Annotated in this window: 17 protein-coding genes, 4 tRNA genes, 2 rRNA genes and 1 other annotated feature; of the genes, 16 read left to right on the forward strand and 7 right to left on the reverse strand. The window is 50.1% G+C overall.

Annotated elements, in window-relative coordinates; genetic code table 11:
* Window positions 1–2: 2 nt before the first annotated feature.
* Window positions 3–749 (forward strand): tRNA (guanosine(37)-N1)-methyltransferase TrmD, encoded by a 747-nt coding sequence (gene trmD, locus ACXAD4_RS02710; protein ID WP_039468645.1) that lies wholly within the window; start codon window positions 3–5, stop codon window positions 747–749.
* A 37-nt stretch (window positions 750–786) separates the two neighbouring features.
* Window positions 787–1,140 carry a 50S ribosomal protein L19 gene (gene rplS / locus ACXAD4_RS02715; RefSeq protein ID WP_039468648.1) on the forward strand — a complete coding sequence of 118 codons (354 nt, stop codon included), beginning with the start codon at window positions 787–789 and terminating at the stop codon, window positions 1,138–1,140.
* Window positions 1,141–1,371: 231 nt separating this feature from the next.
* Here rplS and ACXAD4_RS02720 read toward each other — a convergent pair whose 3' ends face one another.
* Together ACXAD4_RS02720 and ACXAD4_RS02725 are read right to left on the reverse strand one after the other, a co-directional pair.
* The gene (locus tag ACXAD4_RS02720; protein WP_475238481.1) at window positions 1,372–1,542 is read right to left on the reverse strand and encodes a hypothetical protein; all 171 of its coding nucleotides are present in this window, start codon (window positions 1,540–1,542) and stop codon (window positions 1,372–1,374) included.
* A 74-nt stretch (window positions 1,543–1,616) separates the two neighbouring features.
* Window positions 1,617–3,101: a carbon starvation CstA family protein gene (locus ACXAD4_RS02725; RefSeq protein ID WP_475238484.1), complete on the reverse strand. Its 1,485-nt coding sequence runs from the start codon at window positions 3,099–3,101 to the stop codon at window positions 1,617–1,619.
* Between the two features lie 334 nt (window positions 3,102–3,435).
* Here ACXAD4_RS02725 and ACXAD4_RS02730 point away from each other — a divergent pair, with 334 nt between their 5' ends.
* Complete coding sequence (locus ACXAD4_RS02730; RefSeq protein WP_475238487.1) at window positions 3,436–3,840, forward strand: DUF2799 domain-containing protein; 405 nt, start codon at window positions 3,436–3,438, stop codon at window positions 3,838–3,840.
* An 8-nt stretch (window positions 3,841–3,848) separates the two neighbouring features.
* Here the strand turns inward: ACXAD4_RS02730 and btsR are convergent, their stop codons facing one another.
* Window positions 3,849–4,562: a two-component system response regulator BtsR gene (gene btsR / locus ACXAD4_RS02735; RefSeq protein WP_475238490.1), complete on the reverse strand. Its 714-nt coding sequence runs from the start codon at window positions 4,560–4,562 to the stop codon at window positions 3,849–3,851.
* Window positions 4,559–6,259, reverse strand: coding sequence for a LytS/YhcK type 5TM receptor domain-containing protein (locus tag ACXAD4_RS02740; protein WP_475242696.1), 1,701 nt, complete (start codon window positions 6,257–6,259; stop codon window positions 4,559–4,561). Before ACXAD4_RS02740 ends, btsR begins: the two co-directional genes overlap by 4 nt.
* A gap of 215 nt (window positions 6,260–6,474) precedes the next feature.
* Between ACXAD4_RS02740 and ACXAD4_RS02745 the strand changes: the two genes are divergently transcribed.
* Window positions 6,475–7,548 (forward strand): 3-deoxy-7-phosphoheptulonate synthase, encoded by a 1,074-nt coding sequence (locus ACXAD4_RS02745; protein ID WP_475238493.1) that lies wholly within the window; start codon window positions 6,475–6,477, stop codon window positions 7,546–7,548.
* A gap of 28 nt (window positions 7,549–7,576) precedes the next feature.
* Window positions 7,577–8,716 (forward strand): bifunctional chorismate mutase/prephenate dehydrogenase, encoded by a 1,140-nt coding sequence (tyrA, locus tag ACXAD4_RS02750; protein ID WP_475238494.1) that lies wholly within the window; start codon window positions 7,577–7,579, stop codon window positions 8,714–8,716.
* A gap of 244 nt (window positions 8,717–8,960) precedes the next feature.
* Here tyrA and pheA read toward each other — a convergent pair whose 3' ends face one another.
* On the reverse strand, window positions 8,961–10,142 hold the full coding sequence (gene pheA, locus ACXAD4_RS02755; RefSeq protein ID WP_187463891.1) for a prephenate dehydratase: 1,182 nt from the start codon (window positions 10,140–10,142) through the stop codon (window positions 8,961–8,963).
* 22 nt (window positions 10,143–10,164) lie between these two features.
* Window positions 10,165–10,288, reverse strand: a sequence feature (Phe leader region).
* A 125-nt stretch (window positions 10,289–10,413) separates the two neighbouring features.
* Complete coding sequence (gene hpf, locus ACXAD4_RS02760) at window positions 10,414–10,761, reverse strand: ribosome hibernation-promoting factor, HPF/YfiA family (RefSeq protein WP_107300783.1); 348 nt, start codon at window positions 10,759–10,761, stop codon at window positions 10,414–10,416.
* Window positions 10,762–10,830: 69 nt separating this feature from the next.
* Between hpf and ACXAD4_RS02765 the strand changes: the two genes are divergently transcribed.
* On the forward strand, window positions 10,831–11,025 hold the full coding sequence (locus ACXAD4_RS02765; RefSeq protein ID WP_475238497.1) for a hypothetical protein: 195 nt from the start codon (window positions 10,831–10,833) through the stop codon (window positions 11,023–11,025).
* 101 nt (window positions 11,026–11,126) lie between these two features.
* On the opposite strand, the gene bamD is transcribed toward ACXAD4_RS02765, so the two are convergent.
* The gene (gene bamD, locus ACXAD4_RS02770; protein WP_475238498.1) at window positions 11,127–11,852 is read right to left on the reverse strand and encodes an outer membrane protein assembly factor BamD; all 726 of its coding nucleotides are present in this window, start codon (window positions 11,850–11,852) and stop codon (window positions 11,127–11,129) included.
* A 140-nt stretch (window positions 11,853–11,992) separates the two neighbouring features.
* Here bamD and rluD point away from each other — a divergent pair, with 140 nt between their 5' ends.
* The 10 genes from rluD to ACXAD4_RS02820 all read left to right on the forward strand — a co-directional run bounded on the left by rluD (window position 11,993) and on the right by ACXAD4_RS02820 (window position 22,981).
* Window positions 11,993–12,967 (forward strand): 23S rRNA pseudouridine(1911/1915/1917) synthase RluD, encoded by a 975-nt coding sequence (gene rluD / locus ACXAD4_RS02775; protein ID WP_475168670.1) that lies wholly within the window; start codon window positions 11,993–11,995, stop codon window positions 12,965–12,967.
* Between the two features lies 1 nt (window position 12,968).
* The gene (gene pgeF / locus ACXAD4_RS02780) at window positions 12,969–13,694 is read left to right on the forward strand and encodes a peptidoglycan editing factor PgeF (protein ID WP_475238501.1); all 726 of its coding nucleotides are present in this window, start codon (window positions 12,969–12,971) and stop codon (window positions 13,692–13,694) included.
* Window positions 13,695–13,936: 242 nt separating this feature from the next.
* Window positions 13,937–16,510 carry an ATP-dependent chaperone ClpB gene (clpB, locus tag ACXAD4_RS02785; RefSeq protein WP_475238504.1) on the forward strand — a complete coding sequence of 858 codons (2,574 nt, stop codon included), beginning with the start codon at window positions 13,937–13,939 and terminating at the stop codon, window positions 16,508–16,510.
* A gap of 217 nt (window positions 16,511–16,727) precedes the next feature.
* Window positions 16,728–17,402 (forward strand): tellurite resistance TerB family protein, encoded by a 675-nt coding sequence (locus ACXAD4_RS02790; protein WP_475238507.1) that lies wholly within the window; start codon window positions 16,728–16,730, stop codon window positions 17,400–17,402.
* 350 nt (window positions 17,403–17,752) lie between these two features.
* A 16S ribosomal RNA gene (locus tag ACXAD4_RS02795) occupies window positions 17,753–19,305 on the forward strand.
* Between the two features lie 92 nt (window positions 19,306–19,397).
* Window positions 19,398–19,473, forward strand: a tRNA-Glu gene (locus ACXAD4_RS02800).
* A 1-nt stretch (window position 19,474) separates the two neighbouring features.
* Window positions 19,475–19,550: transfer RNA gene (locus ACXAD4_RS02805), tRNA-Lys, on the forward strand.
* Window positions 19,551–19,619: 69 nt separating this feature from the next.
* Window positions 19,620–19,695, forward strand: a tRNA-Val gene (locus ACXAD4_RS02810).
* A gap of 30 nt (window positions 19,696–19,725) precedes the next feature.
* A tRNA-Ala gene (locus ACXAD4_RS02815) sits at window positions 19,726–19,801 on the forward strand.
* A 293-nt stretch (window positions 19,802–20,094) separates the two neighbouring features.
* A 23S ribosomal RNA gene (locus ACXAD4_RS02820) occupies window positions 20,095–22,981 on the forward strand.
* The 16S and 23S rRNA genes sit together here with 4 tRNA genes alongside, the layout of an rRNA operon.
* Window positions 22,982–22,995 lie beyond the last annotated feature (14 nt).

Raw genomic sequence — 22,995 nt, forward strand, 5'->3', positions numbered from 1 at the left:
AAATGAAGGTAGGCATAATCAGCCTGTTTCCTGACATGTTTAATGCCATTACCAATTTTGGGGTAACAGGCCAGGCGGTAAAAAAAGGCCTCTTGTCAGTGGAAACGTGGAATCCTCGTGATTTTACCCACGACAAACACCGGACGGTTGATGACCGACCATATGGTGGCGGACCGGGTATGTTGATGATGGTACAGCCTTTGCGCGATGCCATTCACACTGCCAAACAATCCGTTGAAGGCCAGGCTAAAGTGATTTACCTATCACCTCAAGGCCGTAAGCTTGATCAAGCTGGTGTTGAGGAGCTGGCACAGAACGAGAACTTGATTCTTATCTGTGGCCGCTACGAAGGGGTAGATGAGCGCATTATCCAACAAGAGGTAGACGAAGAATGGTCTATCGGCGATTTTGTGCTGACGGGTGGTGAACTACCAGCCATGACCTTGGTTGATGCAGTCGTCCGGTTTGTTCCGGGTGTACTGGGTGACTTTGCGTCAGCGGAAGAAGACTCTTTCGCCAATGGCTTGCTAGATTGCCCCCATTATACGCGTCCTGAAGTGTTGGACGGGCAGGAAGTCCCTAAGGTCTTGTTGTCTGGCAACCACAAGGACATTAGCCGCTGGCGGTTGAAACAATCGCTGGGCCGTACATGGTTGAGAAGACCAGAGCTCCTGGAAAACCTAGCTCTGACTGACGATCAGGAATTCTTGCTGGCGGAGTTTATCCGCGAACATAAAGCAAGCATTTAATTAATTTAGTATCAGTTTATTCTAGGGTATATACCAAATGAGTAATATCATCAAAGCTCTTGAGCAAGAGCAAATGAAAAATGACCTACCAGAATTCGCACCAGGTGACACTGTTGTTGTTCAGGTTAAGGTAAAAGAAGGTAACCGCGAGCGTCTACAGGCTTTCGAAGGCGTTGTAATCGCTAAGCGTAACCGTGGTCTACATTCTGCGTTTACTGTTCGTAAGATCTCGAACGGTGAAGGCGTTGAGCGTGCGTTCCAAACTCACTCTCCAATCGTTGACAGCATTACTGTTAAACGTCGTGGTGCAGTACGTCGTGCCAAGTTGTACTACCTACGTGAGCGTTCAGGTAAATCTGCACGTATCCGCGAGAAGCTTACTTCTAAGTAATTCGCGACGCGTAAGACGTTTATTGAAAAAGCCCACCGCAAGGTGGGCTTTTTTTATGGGCGTAGGTTTGGCTAGAGGCAATGGGCCATAGGCCAGTGGAAGTGCATAGAACACGGCTATGGAAATGTGGGTAGAGGCTTGCAATAGGACATTAGAGTAAGGCTATGGGAAATCCGGCCAGAGGCTAGCGGAATAGCAATAGACCAAGGCAAGAGAAATAATGGCCGGAGGCTAGTGAAAAAGAAAAGAACCAAAGCAAGATCTTGACAGGATCAGGCTTTTGCAAACGATCTGCATCGCCCATCGCCCATCGCCCATCGCCCATCGCCCATCGCCCATCGCCCATCGCCCATCGCCCATCGCCCATCGCCCATCGCCCATCGCCCATCGCCCATCGCCCATCGCCCATCGCCCATCGCCAGATATAAAAAAACCAGCCTTGCGGCTGGTTTTTGTGTTTTAGGGGGAACTAAAACTTAAGCGGTTTCTGTGCTGCCTTCGACATTCTCTTCGTCAGCAAGGTCTGTTTCGCCTTTGCCTTTAGAGCGCTTGATAACATAGCCGGCGATAGATAGTGAACCTACGATACCTGCGATAGTCGATACCATCATCGGTAGGCCGAAACCTAGCTGGCTGTTGTTCAGGATGAAGGTAATACATACCGTGGTCATGAAGATGGCTGGAACAGTCGTTACCCAGTGCAGTTTGTTGTGGCGTAGTAGGTAAGCCGAAGCCGTCCATAGCATCATTACTGCAGTGCTCTGGTTAGCAAAGCCGAAGTAGCGCCAGATGATACCAAAATCAACTTGAGTCAGGATGCCACCGATAACGAACAGAGGTAGCGCCATCAGTAGACGATTACGTAGTGACTTCTGCTCCATGTTGAAGTACTCAGCCAGGATCAGGCGGCTTGAGCGGAATGCTGTGTCACCAGAAGTGATTGGTAGGATAACCACGCCTAGGAAAGCGATGATACCGCCGAATACACCTAGAAGACCGATAGACGAGCTGTAAACCACGTTACCTGGACCACCGTTGGCAACAGCGTCAGACAGTGCTTCAACTGAGCCGAAGAAAGACAGGGCTAGGGCACACCAGATAAGGGCGATAACACCTTCACCAATCATTGCTCCGTAGAATACGAAACGGCCGTTCTTCTCGTTTTCCATACAACGTGCCATCAGCGGAGACTGGGTTGCGTGGAAGCCAGAGATAGCACCACAAGCGATAGTGATGAATAGAGCTGGCCATAGTGGTAGGTCATTCGGGTTCATGTTAGTGAACATCTGGCTCATCTCGTAATCGCCAAGCAGTGTGTGCTCGCTAGAGAAGGCGATAGCTGTGATAAGGCCCACAGACATGAAGATTAGCAGCGCGCCGAATAGTGGATAGAAGCGGCCGATAATTTTATCAACAGGAACGATAGTGGCGATGATGTAGTAAGCGAAGATGATAACCACCATGGTTGTCATCGACATGCCCATGCCGGTTTGCTCGTTCACAAGGTTTGTGATCATGCCAGCTGGTGCTGAAACGAAAACCACACCAACAAGCAGCAGAAGAACAATGGCAAAGATATTCATAAAGTGTTTTGCGCCATTGCCCAGGTAGCGGCCGGTAATGGTTGGTACAGAAGCACCGCCGTTACGAACTGATAGCATGCCTGAGAAGTAGTCGTGTACCGCACCGGCGAAGATACAGCCTAGTACAATCCACAACATCGCTGCTGGGCCGTAAAGCGCACCCATGATTGGGCCGAAAATCGGGCCAACACCGGCAATGTTAAGTAGCTGAACAAGGTAAACTTTCTTGTTTGACATCGGAACGTAGTCAACGCCGTCCTGCTTGGTAAATGCAGGAGTTTGGCGTTTTTCGTTGATACCGAAAACTTTTTCAATGAACGCACCGTAGATGAAGTAGCCACCTACTAGCGCTGCGACACACATCAGAAACCAGGCCATATCTTGTCTCTCTAATCCTATTGGAGTGGGTTTGGTATAGCTTTGCGTTCCGTGCCTCAACACCCTCGGCAACTGCGCAAAACTTATTTTGATAGCTGCCATCCTAAACGTTTGGCTGCAAGATTCACCCGCAAAAGGGCTGAGTGGTTGTATGGCAGGGCGAGTGGTCGATAATACTATTAAGCGGTTTTATCGAAATGGGTGAACGGTTTTACCGAGGGTTTAGTGGTGACAGGTAAAGTTTAAATCCGTGATCTCCATCGGGGCTTTTGCTAGCAAAATTCAGATTCTATTAATTCAAGTTAAGCTATTGTAGAGCAAGGTTTTGTATGGGATGGCTGATAGTATGGTAAAGCTTTTAAGACAGAATGTGATTGCGGCTACTGTACTGGTCGCGTTAAGTGGCTGCACAACCCGGAATGCCCTGATTGAGGCCGGTGATTGGTACCAAATCGGTTTCAATGACGGAAAGTGGGGCCAAATGGCATTGAGTGAAGCTAGCCTGACACAGCGTGCCGAACAGGTTGCGGATGCAGACACTCCTGATTACTCCCGTTATCAGGAAGGCTATCAAGTTGGGATCAATCAATACTGCTCCTATGAACAGCTTGAACAGTTTGGGCTGGAAGGCAAAATGGATTGGGGGGCTTGTGAGTTTCGCCGAGAAGAAGGCGGGTTATACACCTCCTTCTGGCAGCAAGGCTTCGATCGCTGGATGAACTTTGAAGGTCCCAAGTGATTCTGGACTCAGCTTAACCCAAACCGGTCTTTGAGCTCCTTGAGGTAACGACGGCTGACCGGGACTTGGTGATTGCTGAGTGTGGTAATCTCAGCCAAGCCGTTTTCCAGCAGCCTGATCTCCCTGATCGCGGTGGGGTGGATCAGGTACTGGCGGTGGCAACGGATCAGCGGGGTCTTTTCCTCCAGCGTTTTCAACGTCAGCTGGGTGGTTGCTTTGGTATCGCTGCTGACGACATGAACACCACTCAAATCCGAAAAAGCGGTTTCGATTTCATCGGGGCGAAGCAGCAAGATCCGGTTGTGGCCACTGCAGGGGATCAACTCTAACATGTCACTGATCAGCGGTGAGTAGTCGGCGGGTTGGCATTCCCGCACCAAGCGCTTGATGGTCTTTGTCAGGCGGCAGGTTTCCACCGGCTTGAGCAGGTAGTCAAAGGCATTATCTTCGAACGCTTTGAGAGCATATTCGTCATAGGCGGTCACGAAAACCACCTTGGGCATGGTATCGGGATCGAGCATGCTCAGCATCTCGATACCTGTGATCTGCGGCATCTGGATATCGAGGAAGATAACATCGGGCTTGAGAGCATTGATTTTCTTCAGTGCTTCAATGGCATTACTGCACTCGCCGATCACCTCGACCGAACCATTTTCTTCCAGCAGGTCGATCAGCTCTTCCCTGGCATATTTTTCATCATCAATGACAAGGGCCTTAATCATGCCGCATGTTCTCCGTTACGGTGTGTGAGGGTATCAACGGGCAGTTTAATGGTTGCCCGGGTCCATTCGTGGGCTTGGTAGGTCATGGTTAGGCCGTATTGTTTACCAAACATGTTCTTCAGGCGTTTGTCGACGATTTTCATGCCAAGGCCGCTTTCTTCCCCGACAGGGGCATAGTTGCCTGCATTGTCCTCGACTTCGAGGATGACGTGATCCTGCTCGACAAGGCCGTTAATGGTGATTTTACCATTTTCCAACAGCGATGAGGTGCCGTGTTTTATCGCATTTTCAACCAGCGGTTGGAGGGTAAAGGTGGGTACTTTCATGGTCATCAACTCGTTAGCCACATTCACTTCAACACTGAGTCGATCGGAGAAGCGGGCCAGCTCAATTTCTAAGTAGGCATGAATGTGCTGCAATTCTTCCTGCAGGGTTACCGTCTCGATATTTTGCTTGAGGTTACGACGGAAGAATTGCGATAGATGTTGGATTAACTGGCGGGCCTTGTCCGGATCGCGCCTAACCACCGAATTGATAGTATTGAGCGCATTGAACAGGAAGTGCGGGTTTACCTGAGCTTGCAACAGACGCAGCTCTGCTTGGGTCAGCAGGTTCTGTTGCTGGATATAACGGCCAGTTAGGATCTGGTTGGACAGCAGTTTGGCGATGCCTTCCCCGAGCGTAAGGTTGACGGTAGAAAACAGTTTACGTTTTGGCTCGTAGAGTTTGATAGTCCCCAATACCTCATGGTTACCGCCAACCAGTGGGATCACTAGGGCGGAGCCAAGTTTGCACTTCTCATGGAGTGAGCATTGGTAGGGGATATCATAGCCATCGGCGTAGACCAACTCACAGCCATCAATGGCGCGGCGGGTGTAGCCGGAGGATATCGGCGTACCCGGCAAGTGGTGATCATCACCGATACCGATGAAGGCAAGGATCTTCTCTCGGTCGGTGATAGCAACGGCACCTACACCGGTTTCTTCATAGATGATCTTGGCGATTTTTTTTGTGCTCTCTTCATTGAAGCCCTGGCTGAAGATCCCAACCGATCGCTGGGCAATTTTCAGTGCTCGGCTGGAAAATGCCGCAGAGTATTTTTCGTAAATGGTTTTTCGGTCTTGGATGATACTCATGAAAAACGCCGCGCCTACAGAGTTGGCTATCACCATTGGTAGGGCTATAGCGCTGACCAACCCAAGGGCTTTTTCAAACGGCTGAGCAACCGCCAGGATGAGCAGCATCTGGACGATTTCGGCTACCAAAGTGATCACAAACACCACTTGTGGGCGGAAAATCTGGTCGGCTTGGCCCCGGCGGACATAGTAACTGTGCATGATCCCGCCAATCAGACCCTCGGCAGTCGTGGAAATCGCACAGGCTAGATCGGTAAAGCCGCCAAGGGTATAGCGATGAAGGCCTCCGGTTAATCCCACAGCAAAGCCAACAACAGGTCCGCCGAGCAATCCACCCATGACTGCACCTATTGCTCGGGTATTAGCAATGGCATCTTCTATGTGTAATCCGAAGTAAGTGCCTAAAATACAAAAGAGGGAAAATAGGATGTAGCAGGTAAAACGCTGTGATAGCCGGCCTGAGATTGAGGTCAGGGGCATAAACAGCGGGGTTTTGCTAAGCAGGTAGGCCAGTACCAGGTACACGCTGAGCTGCTGTAAGAGAGAAAAAATCAGTTCCATTGCCATAGGGAGTGCGAGTGGGCATTGCCATTATGGTAACTGGCTTTGTTGGATACCGCCAAAAAAGCTATGGGTGTAAATTTTAATTTACGGTGGATTTTTTTCTTTACATGGTGTTGCAATTATTACCTTAAGCCTGTTATTGTCTGCCTTACAGCAGGGTAGTCCTGTTTTTTCTTTTAGTTTTGTATTAATTAGTTTACAGGGAAGCCCGCATGCAAAAAGACCAGTTGAACAACGTCCACATTGAAAACGAGTCGGTACTGATCACCCCACAGGAGCTTCGTAGCAAACTGCCGGTCAGTGACAACGCCCTAAATTTCATTCGAGAATCTCGCCAGACGATTGCCGATATCATCCACAAACGCGATCACCGTTTGCTGGTGGTATGTGGCCCATGCTCTATCCATGATATTGAAGCCGCCAAAGAATATGCGGTGAAGCTAAAAGCACTATCGGAAGAGCTGAGTGATCAGCTGTACATTGTTATGCGTGTTTACTTTGAAAAGCCGCGTACCACGGTGGGTTGGAAAGGCCTTATCAATGACCCGCACCTTGATGGTTCGTTCGAGGTGGAAGAAGGCCTGCATATTGGTCGCCAGCTACTGATTGACTTGGTCGAGATGGGCATCCCGCTAGCCACTGAGGCTCTTGACCCAATCAGTCCGCAGTACCTCGGCGACTTGTTCAGCTGGGCGGCTATCGGTGCCCGTACCACGGAATCCCAGACTCACCGCGAAATGGCCAGCGGCCTGTCGATGCCTGTGGGTTTCAAAAATGGTACTGACGGTAGCTTGGGCACGGCAATCAATGCCATGCAGGCAGCGGCATCGGGCCACCGTTTCATGGGGATCAACCGTGATGGTCAGGTTGCGCTGTTGAATACCCAAGGTAACCCGGATGGCCACGTTATCCTGCGTGGTGGTAAACAAACAAACTACGATTCAGTCTCTGTGACCGAGTGTGAAAACGAGATGAATGCGGCAGGTCTTTCTCCTTCGCTGATGGTAGACTGTAGCCATGCTAACTCCCGTAAGGATTACCGTCGTCAGCCATTGGTTGCTGAAGATGTGATCCACCAAATCCGTGAGGGCAATAAGTCCATTATCGGTTTGATGCTGGAGAGCCACATTAATGAAGGAAACCAAAGTGCGGATCTTCCGCGTGGAGAAATGGCTTACGGTGTGTCTATCACTGATGCGTGTATCAACTGGGAATCGACAGATACCCTGCTTCGCCATACACACCAGGAGCTAACGCCATTCCTTCAAGAGCGTGTTGAAGACTAATTTCGCTACCTAAAGCAGAGAGCCATAGATGGTTGCTGAACTGAGTAAACTAAGAGATCAAATTGATGATGTCGACCGCCAGATGGTTGAGCTACTTGCTCGCCGTCTGTCATTGGTCGAAGAGGTCGGCCATGTGAAAAGTCAGCATGGCTTGCCGATTTATGCCCCAGATCGTGAAGCAGCCATGTTGGCTTCACGCCGACAGGAAGCAGAAAGCAAAGGTGTTCCGCCGGATCTTATCGAAGATATCCTGCGCCGTACCATGCGTGAGTCTTACGCCAGTGAAAATGATTCTGGCTTCAAATGTCTCAAGCCTGACCTACGCCCGATTGTGGTTGTTGGTGGTCATGGTCAATTGGGTGGCTTGTTCTGCCGTCTGTTCGAATTGTCGGGTTACCAGGTACGCAAACTGGGTAGCCAGGACTGGGATAGGGCGGACGAGCTGCTGGCTGATGCCGGTATGGTGGTGGTGTCGGTGCCGATCAATATCACCGAAACCATTATTTCCAAGCTGGGCAACCTGCCGGAAGACTGTATCCTTGCCGATCTAACGTCGGTGAAGAGTGGTCCGTTGCAAGCTATGTTGGAAGTGCACCGTGGGCCGGTTGTCGGCTTGCACCCGATGTTTGGTCCTGACATTGCCAGTTTGGCCAAGCAGGTTGTTGCGTACTGCGATGGCCGCAACCCGGAAAGCTACCAGTGGCTGCTGGAGCAGATCCAGATTTGGGGGGCGACCCTGAACCGGATCAGTGCGATTGAACACGATGAAGGCATGACCTTGATCCAGGCGCTGCGCCACTTTACGTCTTTTGCGTATGGGGTTCACTTAGCAGAGGAAGATCCTAAGCTAGAGCAGTTGATGTCACTCAGCTCGCCAATCTACCGCTTGGAGCTGGCAATGGTTGGCCGCCTGTTTGCGCAGGATGCCCAGCTGTATGCTGATATCATCATGTCATCGCCGCAGAATATTGCGATGATCAAGCGTTTCCACCAACGCTTCGGTGAAGCCATTGCGATGCTGGATAACCAAGACAAAGAGACGTTCAAGCAGGCCTTTGGCCGGGTTGAAAATTGGTTTGGGGATTATGCCCAGCATTTTTTAACCGAGAGCCAGGGATTACTTAGACAGGCGAACGACTCGACTCACCGTACCTCGTCAGGTCGCTAAGCAAAGCGCCTTCGACATGAACAACAAAGCCCACGTACTTCGCAGTGCGTGGGCTTTTTGTTTTTAGCTGGCTTTGCATCTAGATAGACGTCATTTTGATACTGGGTGTAGTCTTTAGTGGGAGCACCGGCACATCACTGAACAGGAATGTCAAAATCGCAGTAAATACATCCATGTAGCTCCAACCCAATGTCCCTATTGGGTAGGTTTTGACATCCTATTCAGTAATATGCCACCTACAGCCTTAGATCAAATCACCCGTCTCAGGATCAACTGGCTTGACGTTCTCGCTCGGGTAGCAACCGAGTACTTTGATAAAGCGGGTCAGGCGGGTCAGCTCTTCCAATGCTTCCTGCATCACTTCTGATTTCAGGTTCTCTTCAACATCGACGTAGAACATCTCTTCCCACGGGTTACCAATGACTGGACGTGATTCAAGCTTAGTCATATTGATGTTGAGGTTACGCAGTACCAGTAGACACTCAACAAGTGAACCGGCTTTCTGCGCGGTCGACATTGTCAGGGTGGTCTTGGCTGGGATCAGCGAGGTGACTTCCACCGGTTTACGGGCAACCACAATGAAGCGGGTGTAGTTTTCCTGCTGGTTGGCAATATTGGTCTTGATTGGAGTCAGTCCATACAGCTCGCCACTTGAGGCATTACCGATAGCGGCTACGTTCGGCAGCTTGAGTTCAGCCACTTGCTTCATTGCTTCTGCAGTGCTTGAGCAGTACTCCTGGGTGATATTGCCCATTGAGTGCAGATACTCGCTACACTGCTGGTGCGGTTGTGGGTGGGAGTATAGGGTATCAATGTCTTCTAGCTTGGTATCAACCGCTGCCAGCAGGCAGTGCTCGATAGGCTGGTTGATCTCACCGACAATCGACAGGCTAGTGTGCTGCAGCAAGTCGTAGACTTCGTTGATTGAGCCCGAGCTGGTATTTTCGATTGGCAGCACGCCGTAGTCGGCATTGCCAATTTCTACCGTATGCAGCACATCGCGGAAGGTCGAACAGCTGATCTCCACCAGCTTGGTTTGTTTCTTGCTAAAATAGCTGCGGCTGGCCAGGTTGGAGTATGACCCTTTGGCGCCGAGGAAAGAGACGCGCGCGACAGGTTGCAGGCTTTCTGGGTTGGCGATCTTTTGCAGGAAAGCCTGCTGGAATAAGACGGAGTCTTCAATAATGGTATGGAAGATCTGGGTAACGTACTGGGCGTCAAGCTGCAATGACTGGCCTGTTTCGATCAGGCGAAGCAGTAATTCTTGCTCCCGGGTCTGATCGCGCACGGGCTTGGCGGTTTGGATTTTGCTCTTGGCGACTTCAAGGCTGAGCTGACGGCGCTCGGCAAGCAGCTTAAGAATTTCGTTATCGATACGGCTGACGTTAGTTCGGATCTCGTCCAGCGAATACTGCGGTTCTGTCATTGTCGCTCCCTGTCTTATTCATACAAAAAAGCCCCCTTGGTTAAGGAGGCTGTCTGTTCGTCTTTAGCTTGTTTCTTGCGTAACGAATAGCCCCCCACTAAGGTGACATAAAAAAGAAGCTAAAGAAAAACAGTTGGGTCATTTGCATAAATACTAAATATTATGAATTTGGGTTAGGTATGGCTCAACATTATTAAGCCTAGGAAGGGTTGTCAAGCAGAAACTAAACAGCCCTGCAGGGCAGGGCTGTTTATAAAATCCTCTTGAATAATTATGCTTCTTCTTCGGCTTCTGTTTCTTCGATCTGCGGCTTATTGCTGTGGCTTGCACGGCGTGCCGTTGGTTTGTGAGCTTGTTTGTTCAGTTGGCGTTCCAGCTTCTGGTATACCTCGGTAATCGCACCGTACATATCGTCATGCTCTGCTGAGGCGACTAGTTGACCTCCCGGAATAGCAGCAGATGCTTCAATTTTAAATTGGCGGTTTGGCTCAGTGCTGATCACAGCATGTTTGCTGATGAGTGGAACTTGATACTTTTCTAACTTCTTGAATTTAAACTCAATACGCTCACGGATAGCAGGGGTGATATCTAGGTTTTTGCCGGTAATGTCTACTGTCATAATTATCTTTCCTCTTTTGCTACCCTTCGTTGGGTTGACTTCAGATTACTAAATTCAGGAATCAATAATGTGATCAAGATCACGATTGCATTGTTAAAATATTGTCCAGAAAAATTCTGTGATCAGGCTTTGTTTGTTGCAAAAAAGTTTGAAGAAAGTGCTTGTCGTCAGATAGAAAGTTGGGGCAGTATGGAGGAAGAACGAACGCTGGTGGCTGGTGCTATTCAGGGGCTTTTTTCGATTTATAACAATAACTTGAGTTAAAATTGACCAGCTTGTTATTAGCGCTTTGATAATCACTACCGAGATTAATAAAAAACAGCAGCCATTAGGCTGCTGTTTTTTTATGGTCGGAGATCTGTCTATTAAACTGGGTTGAGTGCGATAAGCTTGCGGGTGTTTTCCAGCGGCTCGCTCAAGCCGAGTTTTTCGTAGGCGCTTTCCATAATCAGCAGAGACTTACGGGCAGCCTCTGTATTTGGGTACTCGCGCTGAATAAGCTGAGAGCGATTGACGGCTGCAACCCAAGCTTCACGACGAAGATAGAAGTCGGCAGCGGCTAGCTCGTACTCAGCCAGACGATTTTTCAAAAAGACCATGCGCGCTTGGGCATCAGCAGCATAACGGCTGTTCGGGTAGCGCTCTAGCAAGCGTTTGAAGTCACGGAATGCTTTGCGGGCAGGTTCTGGATCACGGTCGTGGCGATCAATATTGAACAAGTCATGCATAAAGCTTCGGTCTTGAGCCATGCTAGTCAGACCGCGCATATACAATACCCAGTCAGCTTTCTCATGGGCAGGGTTCAAGCGGTTGAAACGATCAATCGTTGCTTCACCCAAAGCAAGATCATCGTTTTTGTAGTAGGCATAGATCAGATCAAGCTGAACCTGTTCAGAGTAAGCGCCGAACGGGTAACGGGAATCCAATGTTTCCAGGCGTTCGATGGCGGTTGTCCAGCTACCGCTTTGCAGGGCCTGCTGGGCAGTGGCATAAAGTTCAGATGGCGGTACGTCCGGTACCACTTCTTCCGTGCTTGAACAGCCTGAAAGTATGGCGACGGCAAGAAGAGACGATAGAGTCAGGCGTTTCATTGCGGCGACTGTTTCCTTGATAAATAATTTTATTTCGGCGGATCCATTACGGTCTGAGCCGTTAACAGATACAATGACACTATTATGTTATTTTACGCAGCGTTTGACGTTTAGTCCCACGCTTTTTAAAAAAGTTCGCTATGGCACAGCAGATAGAGTTAACAAATACAGTAAATGATAGTCAACTTGGCTTGCGCCTTGATCAGGTTATCGCTGAATTATACCCCGATTATTCCCGCTCACGGATCAAAGAGTGGATCCTAAATGGCATGGTTTCTGTCGATGGGGAAGTCACGACAAAGCCACGTTTGAAAATGATGGGCGGTGAAGAGCTGTTTATCAAAGCGGAGATCGAGGACGAAGTCCGCTGGGAAGCTCAGGATATCCCGTTGGATATTGTACACGAAGACGAGCATATTATCGTTATCAACAAGCCGCGCGACTTTGTCGTACACCCTGGTGCGGGGACGCCGGATGGCACTGTGCTCAATGCGCTGCTTCATCACTGCCCTGATTTGGCTGAAGTGCCGCGTGCCGGTATTGTCCACCGTTTGGATAAAGACACCACCGGTCTTATGGTGGTAGCAAAAACGATCCAGGCGCAAACTCGTCTTGTTCGTGCGCTGCAAAAGCGCCGTATCACCCGTGAGTACGAAGCGATTGCTATGGGTAAGATGACAGGCGGTGGTACAGTTGACAAGCCTATCGGTCGTCACCCTACCAAGCGTGTTTGTATGGCGGTCAGTGAGTTTGGCAAGCCGGCAATCACCCGCTTCCGTGTGGCGGAGCACTTCCGTGCGCATACCCGTATCATTCTTCGTCTTGAAACGGGCCGTACACACCAGATCCGTGTACACATGTCTTACCTGAGCCACCCACTGATTGGTGATGCGATATACGGTGGTCGCCCTCGTCCGCCGAAAAATGCCTCAGACGAGTTGGTACAAGCTCTGCGTGCTTTCGACCGTCAGGCCCTGCATGCGCGTATGCTTCGCCTTGAACACCCAATCACCGGTGAGCTGATGGAATGGCGTGCACCGCTACCAATTGATATGGTCGCGATGATCAGCATCCTGCGCAAGGACAAAGAAGCGCACCAAGAGGAAGAATACTGATATGTGGATTGTCCCTGACTGGCCAGCTCCTGCCAACGTAAAAGCCATTGCGACGACTCGCTGCGGTGGTAATAGTGCAGGGCCGTATCAAGGTTTGAATCTTGGTAACCATGTTGGGGATGACCCCGAGGTTGTGTTGCAAAACCGCCAGTGGTTACAGCAACAACTTGGTTTGGACACTGCTCCCGTTTGGCTGAATCAGACCCACAGCATTGATGTGGTCAACCTTAAGCAACCGAGCGCCGAAGTGTTGGATGCTGACGGTAGTTATACTGCACAGAAAAACCTTCCTTGCGTAGTGATGACGGCCGATTGCCTGCCAGTGATCCTATGCGATCGCCAAGGCGAACAAGTTGCTGCTGTCCATGCCGGATGGCGTGGTTTGGTCGATGGTATTATCGAACAGGCTATCGCTAAGTTTTCTGTGCCGGGATCGGAGATCATGGCCTGGCTTGGCCCTGCTATTGGACCGCAGGTATTTGAGGTGGGTGGCGAGGTGCGGGAACAGTTTCTGGCCCATGATCCAGCTGCTGCTGAAGGTTTTCAGCCACATGGTGAAAAGTGGCTGGCTGATCTGTATCTGCTGGCTCGCCAGCGGTTGGCTAGTGCATCGGTGACCGATGTATTTGGCGGGGATCGCTGCACTTTTTCTGATGCCGAGCAATTTTATTCCTATCGTCGTGATGGGGTTACCGGTCGCCAGGCAACCTTGATTTGGCTGGAATAGCCAACTTAATCAGATATCTTTATAGCCCTGTTTATACAGGGCTTTTTTATATCTTGAGCTTACTGCAGCAGGGTAATTTGGGTAGGTGCTGCTGGTGACTGCTCTACCACCTGCGCAGTGAATGTGGATTGCATTGAAATTATTTGGAAAATTGACAGTGTAATAATTAGCAGAAGAATATTTGGCTTGAAAAATGGGAGCAAGACCACCATATCTTACCGTGAGAGAAGATAGGAGGACTTATGCGTCTTGACCGTTTTACTAGCAAATTCCAGATGGCAATCTCTGATGCTCAATCGCTAGCATTGGGGCGGGACCATCAGTATATAGAGCCAGCCCACTTGATGGTGGCGCTGCTGAATCAGGATGGCAGTACCATCCGTCCACTTCTTACCCTATTGAATGTCGATATCGCCCAATTGCGTTCTGGTTTATCAGAATTACTGGAGCGACTGCCTAAAGTGAGTGGTATCGGCGGTGATGTCCAGTTGTCACATGGCATGGGAATGCTGTTCAACATGTGTGACAAACTCGCCCAGAAACGTAAAGACAAATACATTTCGTCTGAGCTCTTTATCTTGGCGGCGGTAGACGACAAGGGCCCGCTAGGCCAGCTTTTGAAAGAAAAAGGCCTGACTGCAGACAAGATAGAGCAGGCGATTGAAAAAGTCCGTGGTGGGCAGAATGTTGATGATCCCAATGCAGAAGAAAACCGCCAGGCATTGGAGAAATTCACCATTGACCTGACCGAGCGGGCTGAGCAGGGCAAGCTCGATCCTGTGATCGGACGTGATGATGAAATTCGTCGTACCATCCAGGTATTGCAGCGCCGTACCAAGAATAACCCAGTCATTATTGGTGAGCCGGGTGTCGGTAAAACTGCGATCGTCGAAGGCTTGGCACAGCGTATCGTAAACGGCGAAGTGCCCGAAGGCCTGCGTCATAAGCGAGTGCTTTCCTTGGACATGGGCGCGTTGATTGCTGGTGCCAAATACCGAGGTGAATTTGAAGAACGTCTGAAATCAGTGCTGAACGAGCTGTCACAGGAAGAAGGTAGCGTCATCTTGTTTATCGATGAGCTACATACCATGGTCGGTGCCGGTAAAGGTGAAGGTTCCATGGATGCCGGGAATATGCTTAAGCCTGCGTTGGCACGTGGTGAACTTCACTGTGTAGGCGCGACGACGCTAGATGAATACCGTCAGTATATTGAAAAAGATGCTGCGCTTGAGCGTCGTTTCCAGAAGGTGCTGGTGGATGAGCCGACGGTAGAAGATACCGTGGCCATTTTGCGTGGCCTGAAAGAGCGTTATGAGCTACACCACCATGTCGAGATCACCGATCCGGCGATTGTGGCTGCTGCCGGCCTCTCGCATCGCTACATCTCCGATCGCCAACTGCCGGATAAGGCCATCGATCTGATTGATGAAGCGGCATCAAGCATCCGCATGCAGATAGACTCGAAACCGGAATCTCTTGATCGTCTCGAACGACGGATCATCCAGCTCAAGATTGAACAGCAGGCACTGGAAAAAGAGAGTGATGATGCCAGTCAGAAGCGTTTGAGCGATCTGCGTGATGAACTGGATAAAAAAGAGCGCGAATATGCCGAGCTAGAAGAGGTGTGGAATGCTGAAAAAGCCGCTCTGTCTGGTACTCAGCATATTAAAACAGCATTAGAGCAAGCCCGTACCGATATGGAAATTGCCCGCCGTGCGGGTGATCTCAATCGGATGTCTGAGCTGCAGTACGGCAAAATTCCTGAGCTTGAAAAACAGCTCGACTTGGCCGCCCAAGCTGAGATGCAGGAAATGAGCCTGCTCAAGAACAAGGTGACTGATGCTGAAATTGCGGAAGTGCTTTCCCGTCAAACCGGGATCCCGGTAGCCAAAATGCTCGAAGGGGAGCGCGATAAGCTACTTCGCATGGAAGAGGCGTTGCACAAACGGGTTATCGGCCAAGATGAAGCGGTCGATGCAGTCGCCAATGCCATTCGCCGTAGCCGGGCAGGATTGTCAGATCCAAACCGTCCTATCGGTTCGTTCCTGTTCCTCGGCCCTACCGGGGTAGGTAAAACTGAGTTGTGTAAGTCACTGGCTCACTTCATGTTTGACAGTGATGATGCCATGGTGCGGATTGATATGTCCGAGTTTATGGAGAAACACTCGGTTGCCCGTTTGGTCGGCGCGCCTCCAGGCTATGTCGGTTACGAAGAAGGGGGCTACCTTACAGAAGCGGTTCGCCGCCGTCCTTATTCGGTGATTTTGCTTGATGAGGTTGAGAAGGCTCACCCAGATGTCTTCAATATCTTGCTGCAAGTGCTGGATGACGGTCGATTGACCGATGGTCAGGGACGGACAGTCGATTTCCGTAATAGCGTAGTGATAATGACGTCTAACTTAGGCTCGGATCGTATCCAGGAGCATTTTGGCGAATTGGACTACGAAGGTATTAAACAAACGGTAATGGAAGTGGTGGGACAGCATTTCCGACCTGAGTTTATCAACCGAGTTGATGAAACTGTGGTCTTCCACCCATTGGGCGCTGAGCATATCAAGAATATTGCCAGTATCCAGATTGCTCGATTGGTTAAACGTCTAGAAGAGCGTGATTACCAGCTGAAGCTGGATGACAGTGCGTTGGATCTTATTGCCGAGGCTGGATTCGATCCTGTATTTGGTGCCCGTCCTTTGAAGCGTGCCATTCAGCAATATGTGGAGAACCCACTGGCTCAAGATATATTGTCAGGCAAGTTTGTTACGGGGAAACCAATTAACATCGTTGCTAATGAAGGCCATATCGAAGCGAAACAATAGCTACCAGGTAATTATGTCGCCAATGAAGCCCTCCCCTTGTAGGAGGGCTTTTTTACATTCATTTACCATTGAATTCATTTCATATTCATCCTCGTTTAACTAGCCTACGTAATGTCATTACAAACAAGATGATTCAGGCAATGAGACTCACTCCCTTTTCAATCTCTTTTTAGAGCCTAAATAAAAATGCCTGAAAACATAAGAAAGCGGAGGATGTATGAAATCAATGATGGATAAGCTGCTGGGCGAAGCGAGCAAGTATCTAGATACAAGCAAGTACTCAGATAAAGGGAAGTCGGATTCAGGCACAAAAGCCAGTTCGTCAAGCGACCTGTTAAAAGGCGCATTAGGTGGTGGGGTCGTCGGGGCGCTGCTAGGTAATAAGAAAACCCGAAAATTGGCGAAAAAATACGGGACAAAAGCGGCTGCTGTCGGGGGCACGGCACTTGTTGGTACTTTGGCCTACCAGGCATATAAAAAATGGCAGCAGGATGAGGCAGTACCCAATGCGGCGTCGGTTTCAGAGCCGGTATTTCAGCAACAACTCGATATTAAAGCGAGTTTGCTTATACAGGCAATGGTGTTTGCCGCTAAATCCGACGGGCATATCGATGAGCAAGAACGTGCCGCTATTGCTAATTGGGCTGCCGAGCAGAACTTAGGACTTGATAGCGAGACGGCTATTTTGCAATGGGTAGATGCACCACTGGATCCGAACGTGCTTAGCCAGCAGGTGGACAATATGGCATTGGCATCGGAAGTCTATTTAGTTTCACTCCTAGCAATAGATGTGGACCATTTTCTGGAGCGAGCTTACCTTGATGAGCTGGCTAAAGCATTGCAGTTACCTGATGAATTGGTGATGCGAATAGAAGAACAAGCTGAAATGTAGAGTGATATTTCTTCAGAATTGCACGTATTGACTAATAAGTAATCAATTGGTTCGTTTTGACAAAATAATTGAATTTAAAGTGTTGCCAAACCCAATCAAGTCTCTATAATGCGCCTCCGTTGTCACGGCAAAGCACTGAATCAGAGCGGTTGTGGCAAACATTGTTCTTTAACAATTTGACCATGCAATCTGTGTGGGCACTCGTGAAATGATAGTCAACAAAAGAATTATCAATGAAACTGAGTGACCAAATCGAATCGGAAGCAGCCTTGAGCTGAATATGAGGAGAGCACAGTCAATTCATTCATTACTTCGGTAATGGATTAACAGTATTCATTGAGCCAAAACTTTAATTGAAGAGTTTGATCATGGCTCAGATTGAACGCTGGCGGCAGGCCTAACACATGCAAGTCGAGCGGCAGCGACATAAACAATCCTTCGGGTGCGCTTATGGGCGGCGAGCGGCGGACGGGTGAGTAATGCCTGGGAATATGCCCTGATGTGGGGGATAACCATTGGAAACGATGGCTAATACCGCATAATCTCTTCGGAGCAAAGAGGGGGACCTTCGGGCCTCTCGCGTCAGGATTAGCCCAGGTGAGATTAGCTAGTTGGTGAGGTAAGAGCTCACCAAGGCGACGATCTCTAGCTGGTCTGAGAGGATGATCAGCCACACTGGAACTGAGACACGGTCCAGACTCCTACGGGAGGCAGCAGTGGGGAATATTGCACAATGGGGGAAACCCTGATGCAGCCATGCCGCGTGTGTGAAGAAGGCCTTCGGGTTGTAAAGCACTTTCAGTCGTGAGGAAGGCGTATGCGTTAATAGCGTATGTGTTTGACGTTAGCGACAGAAGAAGCACCGGCTAACTCCGTGCCAGCAGCCGCGGTAATACGGAGGGTGCGAGCGTTAATCGGAATTACTGGGCGTAAAGCGCATGCAGGCGGCTTGTTAAGCCAGATGTGAAAGCCCGGGGCTCAACCTCGGAATAGCATTTGGAACTGGCAGGCTAGAGTCTTGTAGAGGGGGGTAGAATTTCAGGTGTAGCGGTGAAATGCGTAGAGATCTGAAGGAATACCGGTGGCGAAGGCGGCCCCCTGGACAAAGACTGACGCTCAGATGCGAAAGCGTGGGGAGCAAACAGGATTAGATACCCTGGTAGTCCACGCCGTAAACGATGTCTACTTGGAGGTTGGTGTCTTGAACACTGGCTTTCGGAGCTAACGCGTTAAGTAGACCGCCTGGGGAGTACGGTCGCAAGATTAAAACTCAAATGAATTGACGGGGGCCCGCACAAGCGGTGGAGCATGTGGTTTAATTCGATGCAACGCGAAGAACCTTACCTACTCTTGACATCCAGAGAACTTTCCAGAGATGGATTGGTGCCTTCGGGAACTCTGAGACAGGTGCTGCATGGCTGTCGTCAGCTCGTGTTGTGAAATGTTGGGTTAAGTCCCGCAACGAGCGCAACCCCTATCCTTGTTTGCCAGCACGTCATGGTGGGAACTCCAGGGAGACTGCCGGTGATAAACCGGAGGAAGGTGGGGACGACGTCAAGTCATCATGGCCCTTACGAGTAGGGCTACACACGTGCTACAATGGCGTATACAGAGGGCGGCCAACTTGCGAGAGTGAGCGAATCCCAGAAAGTACGTCGTAGTCCGGATTGGAGTCTGCAACTCGACTCCATGAAGTCGGAATCGCTAGTAATCGTGGATCAGAATGCCACGGTGAATACGTTCCCGGGCCTTGTACACACCGCCCGTCACACCATGGGAGTGGGCTGCACCAGAAGTAGATAGCTTAACCTTCGGGAGGGCGTTTACCACGGTGTGGTTCATGACTGGGGTGAAGTCGTAACAAGGTAGCCCTAGGGGAACCTGGGGCTGGATCACCTCCTTAACGATATGACTGCGTTTTATGCAGTGTCCACACAGATTGCTTGGTTGAAATGTAAAGAACATGTCTAGGTTCCCAAACCTAGAAAATACTTAGTCCCATTCGTCTAGAGGCCTAGGACACCGCCCTTTCACGGCGGTAACAGGGGTTCGACTCCCCTATGGGACGCCACGGGTCGTTAGCTCAGTTGGTAGAGCAGTTGACTTTTAATCAATTGGTCGCAGGTTCGAATCCTGCACGACCCACCATTTCCTTTCCACGAAGGAAAGCAAGTTTGATTCTGCTTTTTAAAGCGGAGACAAATAAGCAACTATCGTGGGCGATTAGCTCAGTTGGGAGAGCACCTCCCTTACAAGGAGGGGGTCACTGGTTCGAGCCCGGTATCGCCCACCACTCTTTCTTTTAGAAAGACACCATTTCGATGGGGCTATAGCTCAGCTGGGAGAGCGCCTGCCTTGCACGCAGGAGGTCAGCAGTTCGATCCTGCTTAGCTCCACCACTCTCTAAAAACACTTCTCTTGAAATAAAGAGTTTTGAGTGTGTTTAGAAAGTGGATATCGAAACCTATTTGTTTAGGTAAAGAAATACACATGCTCTTTAACAATCTGGAAAGCTGACTAGTAAATTGAATTCTTTGAATTCAATAACTAATAGTTTCATCGAAAGATGAAACGAGTTCTCAAGCAACACACATTCAAGTGTCTTGTGTAAGAGTCCGGCGAAACACAGTCCATCAATACTCAGATGGACAACCTTGGTTGTTGAGCCATACGAAACCTCTTGGGGTTGTATGGTTAAGTGACTAAGCGTACACGGTGGATGCCTGGGCAGTCAGAGGCGATGAAGGACGTGCTAACCTGCGATAAGCCAAGAGAAGATGGTAAGAATCACGATACTCTTGGATTTCCGAATGGGGAAACCCAGCTGCATAAGCAGTTATCAATGCGTGAATACATAGCGCATTGAAGCGAACCGGGGGAACTGAAACATCTAAGTACCCCGAGGAAGAGAAATCAACCGAGATTCCGGCAGTAGCGGCGAGCGAACCCGGATTAGCCCTTAAGCTAGTTTTGCGACAGGTGAATGAGCTGGAAAGCTCAGCGATACAGGGTGATAGCCCCGTAACCGGTAGCGCATTGCGAGTGAAATCGAGTAGGACGGGACACGTGATATCCTGTCTGAACATGGGGGGACCATCCTCCAAGGCTAAATACTCCTGACTGACCGATAGTGAACCAGTACCGTGAGGGAAAGGCGAAAAGAACCCCTGTGAGGGGAGTGAAATAGAACCTGAAACCGTGTACGTACAAGCAGTAGGAGCCCTTCGGGGTGACTGCGTACCTTTTGTATAATGGGTCAGCGACTTAATTTTAGTAGCAAGGTTAACCGATTAGGGGAGCCGTAGGGAAACCGAGTCTTAACTGGGCGTTCAGTTGCTAGGATTAGACCCGAAACCAGGTGATCTAGCCATGGGCAGGTTGAAGGTGAGGTAACACTTACTGGAGGACCGAACCGACTAATGTTGAAAAATTAGCGGATGACTTGTGGCTAGGGGTGAAAGGCCAATCAAACCTGGAGATAGCTGGTTCTCCCCGAAAGCTATTTAGGTAGCGCCTCGGACGAATACTACTGGGGGTAGAGCACTGTTAAGGCTAGGGGGTCATCCCGACTTACCAACCCTTTGCAAACTCCGAATACCAGTAAGTACTATCCGGGAGACACACGGCGGGTGCTAACGTCCGTCGTGGAGAGGGAAACAACCCAGACCGCCAGCTAAGGTCCCAAAGTTATAGCTAAGTGGGAAACGATGTGGGAAGGCTCAGACAGCCAGGATGTTGGCTTAGAAGCAGCCATCATTTAAAGAAAGCGTAATAGCTCACTGGTCGAGTCGGCCTGCGCGGAAGATTTAACGGGGCTAAGCTATACACCGAAGCTGCGGCAATGCCTTTTAGGTATTGGGTAGGGGAGCGTTCTGTAAGCGGTTGAAGGTGCATCGTAAGGTGTGCTGGACGTATCAGAAGTGCGAATGCTGACATGAGTAACGATAAAGGGAGTGAAAAACTCCCTCGCCGGAAGACCAAGGGTTCCTGTCCAACGTTAATCGGGGCAGGGTGAGTCGACCCCTAAGGCGAGGCCGAAAGGCGTAGTCGATGGGAAACGGGTTAATATTCCCGTACTTCTTACTATTGCGATGGGGGGACGGAGAAGGCTAGGTGGGCCTGGCGACGGTTGTCCAGGTTCAAGGGTGTAGGCTGTAATCTTAGGCAAATCCGGGATTACACTAGGCTGAGACCCGATGTCGAGGCACTACGGTGCTGAAGTCATTGATGCCATGCTTCCGGGAAAAGCCTCTAAGCTTCAGATAGTAAGGAATCGTACCCCAAACCGACACAGGTGGTCGGGTAGAGAATACCAAGGCGCTTGAGAGAACTCGGGTGAAGGAACTAGGCAAAATGGTACCGTAACTTCGGGAGAAGGTACGCTGCCGGCGGTGAAGAGACTTGCTCTTGGAGCTGCTGGCAGTCGCAGATACCAGGTGGCTGCAACTGTTTATTAAAAACACAGCACTGTGCAAAATCGAAAGATGACGTATACGGTGTGACGCCTGCCCGGTGCCGGAAGGTTAATTGATGGGGTTAGACTTCGGTCGAAGCTCTTGATCGAAGCCCCGGTAAACGGCGGCCGTAACTATAACGGTCCTAAGGTAGCGAAATTCCTTGTCGGGTAAGTTCCGACCTGCACGAATGGCGTAATGATGGCCACGCTGTCTCCACCCGAGACTCAGTGAAATTGAAATCGCAGTGAAGATGCTGCGTACCCGCGGCTAGACGGAAAGACCCCGTGAACCTTTACTACAGCTTGGCACTGAACATTGACCCTACATGTGTAGGATAGGTGGGAGGCTTTGAAACCGAGTCGCTAGATTCGGTGGAGCCGTCCTTGAAATACCACCCTTGTAGTGTTGATGTTCTAACGTCGCCCCGTTATCCGGGGTGCGGACAGTGCCTGGTGGGTAGTTTGACTGGGGCGGTCTCCTCCCAAAGCGTAACGGAGGAGCACGAAGGTGGGCTAATCACGGTCGGACATCGTGAGGTTAGTGCAATGGCATAAGCCCGCTTGACTGCGAGACTGACAAGTCGAGCAGGTGCGAAAGCAGGTCATAGTGATCCGGTGGTTCTGTATGGAAGGGCCATCGCTCAACGGATAAAAGGTACTCCGGGGATAACAGGCTGATACCGCCCAAGAGTTCATATCGACGGCGGTGTTTGGCACCTCGATGTCGGCTCATCACATCCTGGGGCTGAAGTCGGTCCCAAGGGTATGGCTGTTCGCCATTTAAAGTGGTACGCGAGCTGGGTTTAGAACGTCGTGAGACAGTTCGGTCCCTATCTGCCGTGGGCGTTGGATGATTGAGAGGGGCTGCTCCTAGTACGAGAGGACCGGAGTGGACGAACCTCTGGTGTTCGGGTTGTGTCGCCAGACGCATTGCCCGGTAGCTAAGTTCGGAATCGATAACCGCTGAAAGCATCTAAGCGGGAAGCGAGCCTCGAGATGAGTCATCCCTGAACCTATAAGGTTCCTGAAGGGTTGTTGGAGACTACGACGTAGATAGGCAGGGTGTGTAAGCGTTGTGAGGCGTTGAGCTAACCTGTACTAATTGCCCGTGAGGCTTAACCATACAACACCCAAGGG

The organism is Photobacterium sp. AWH4_225 (assembly GCF_056158405.1).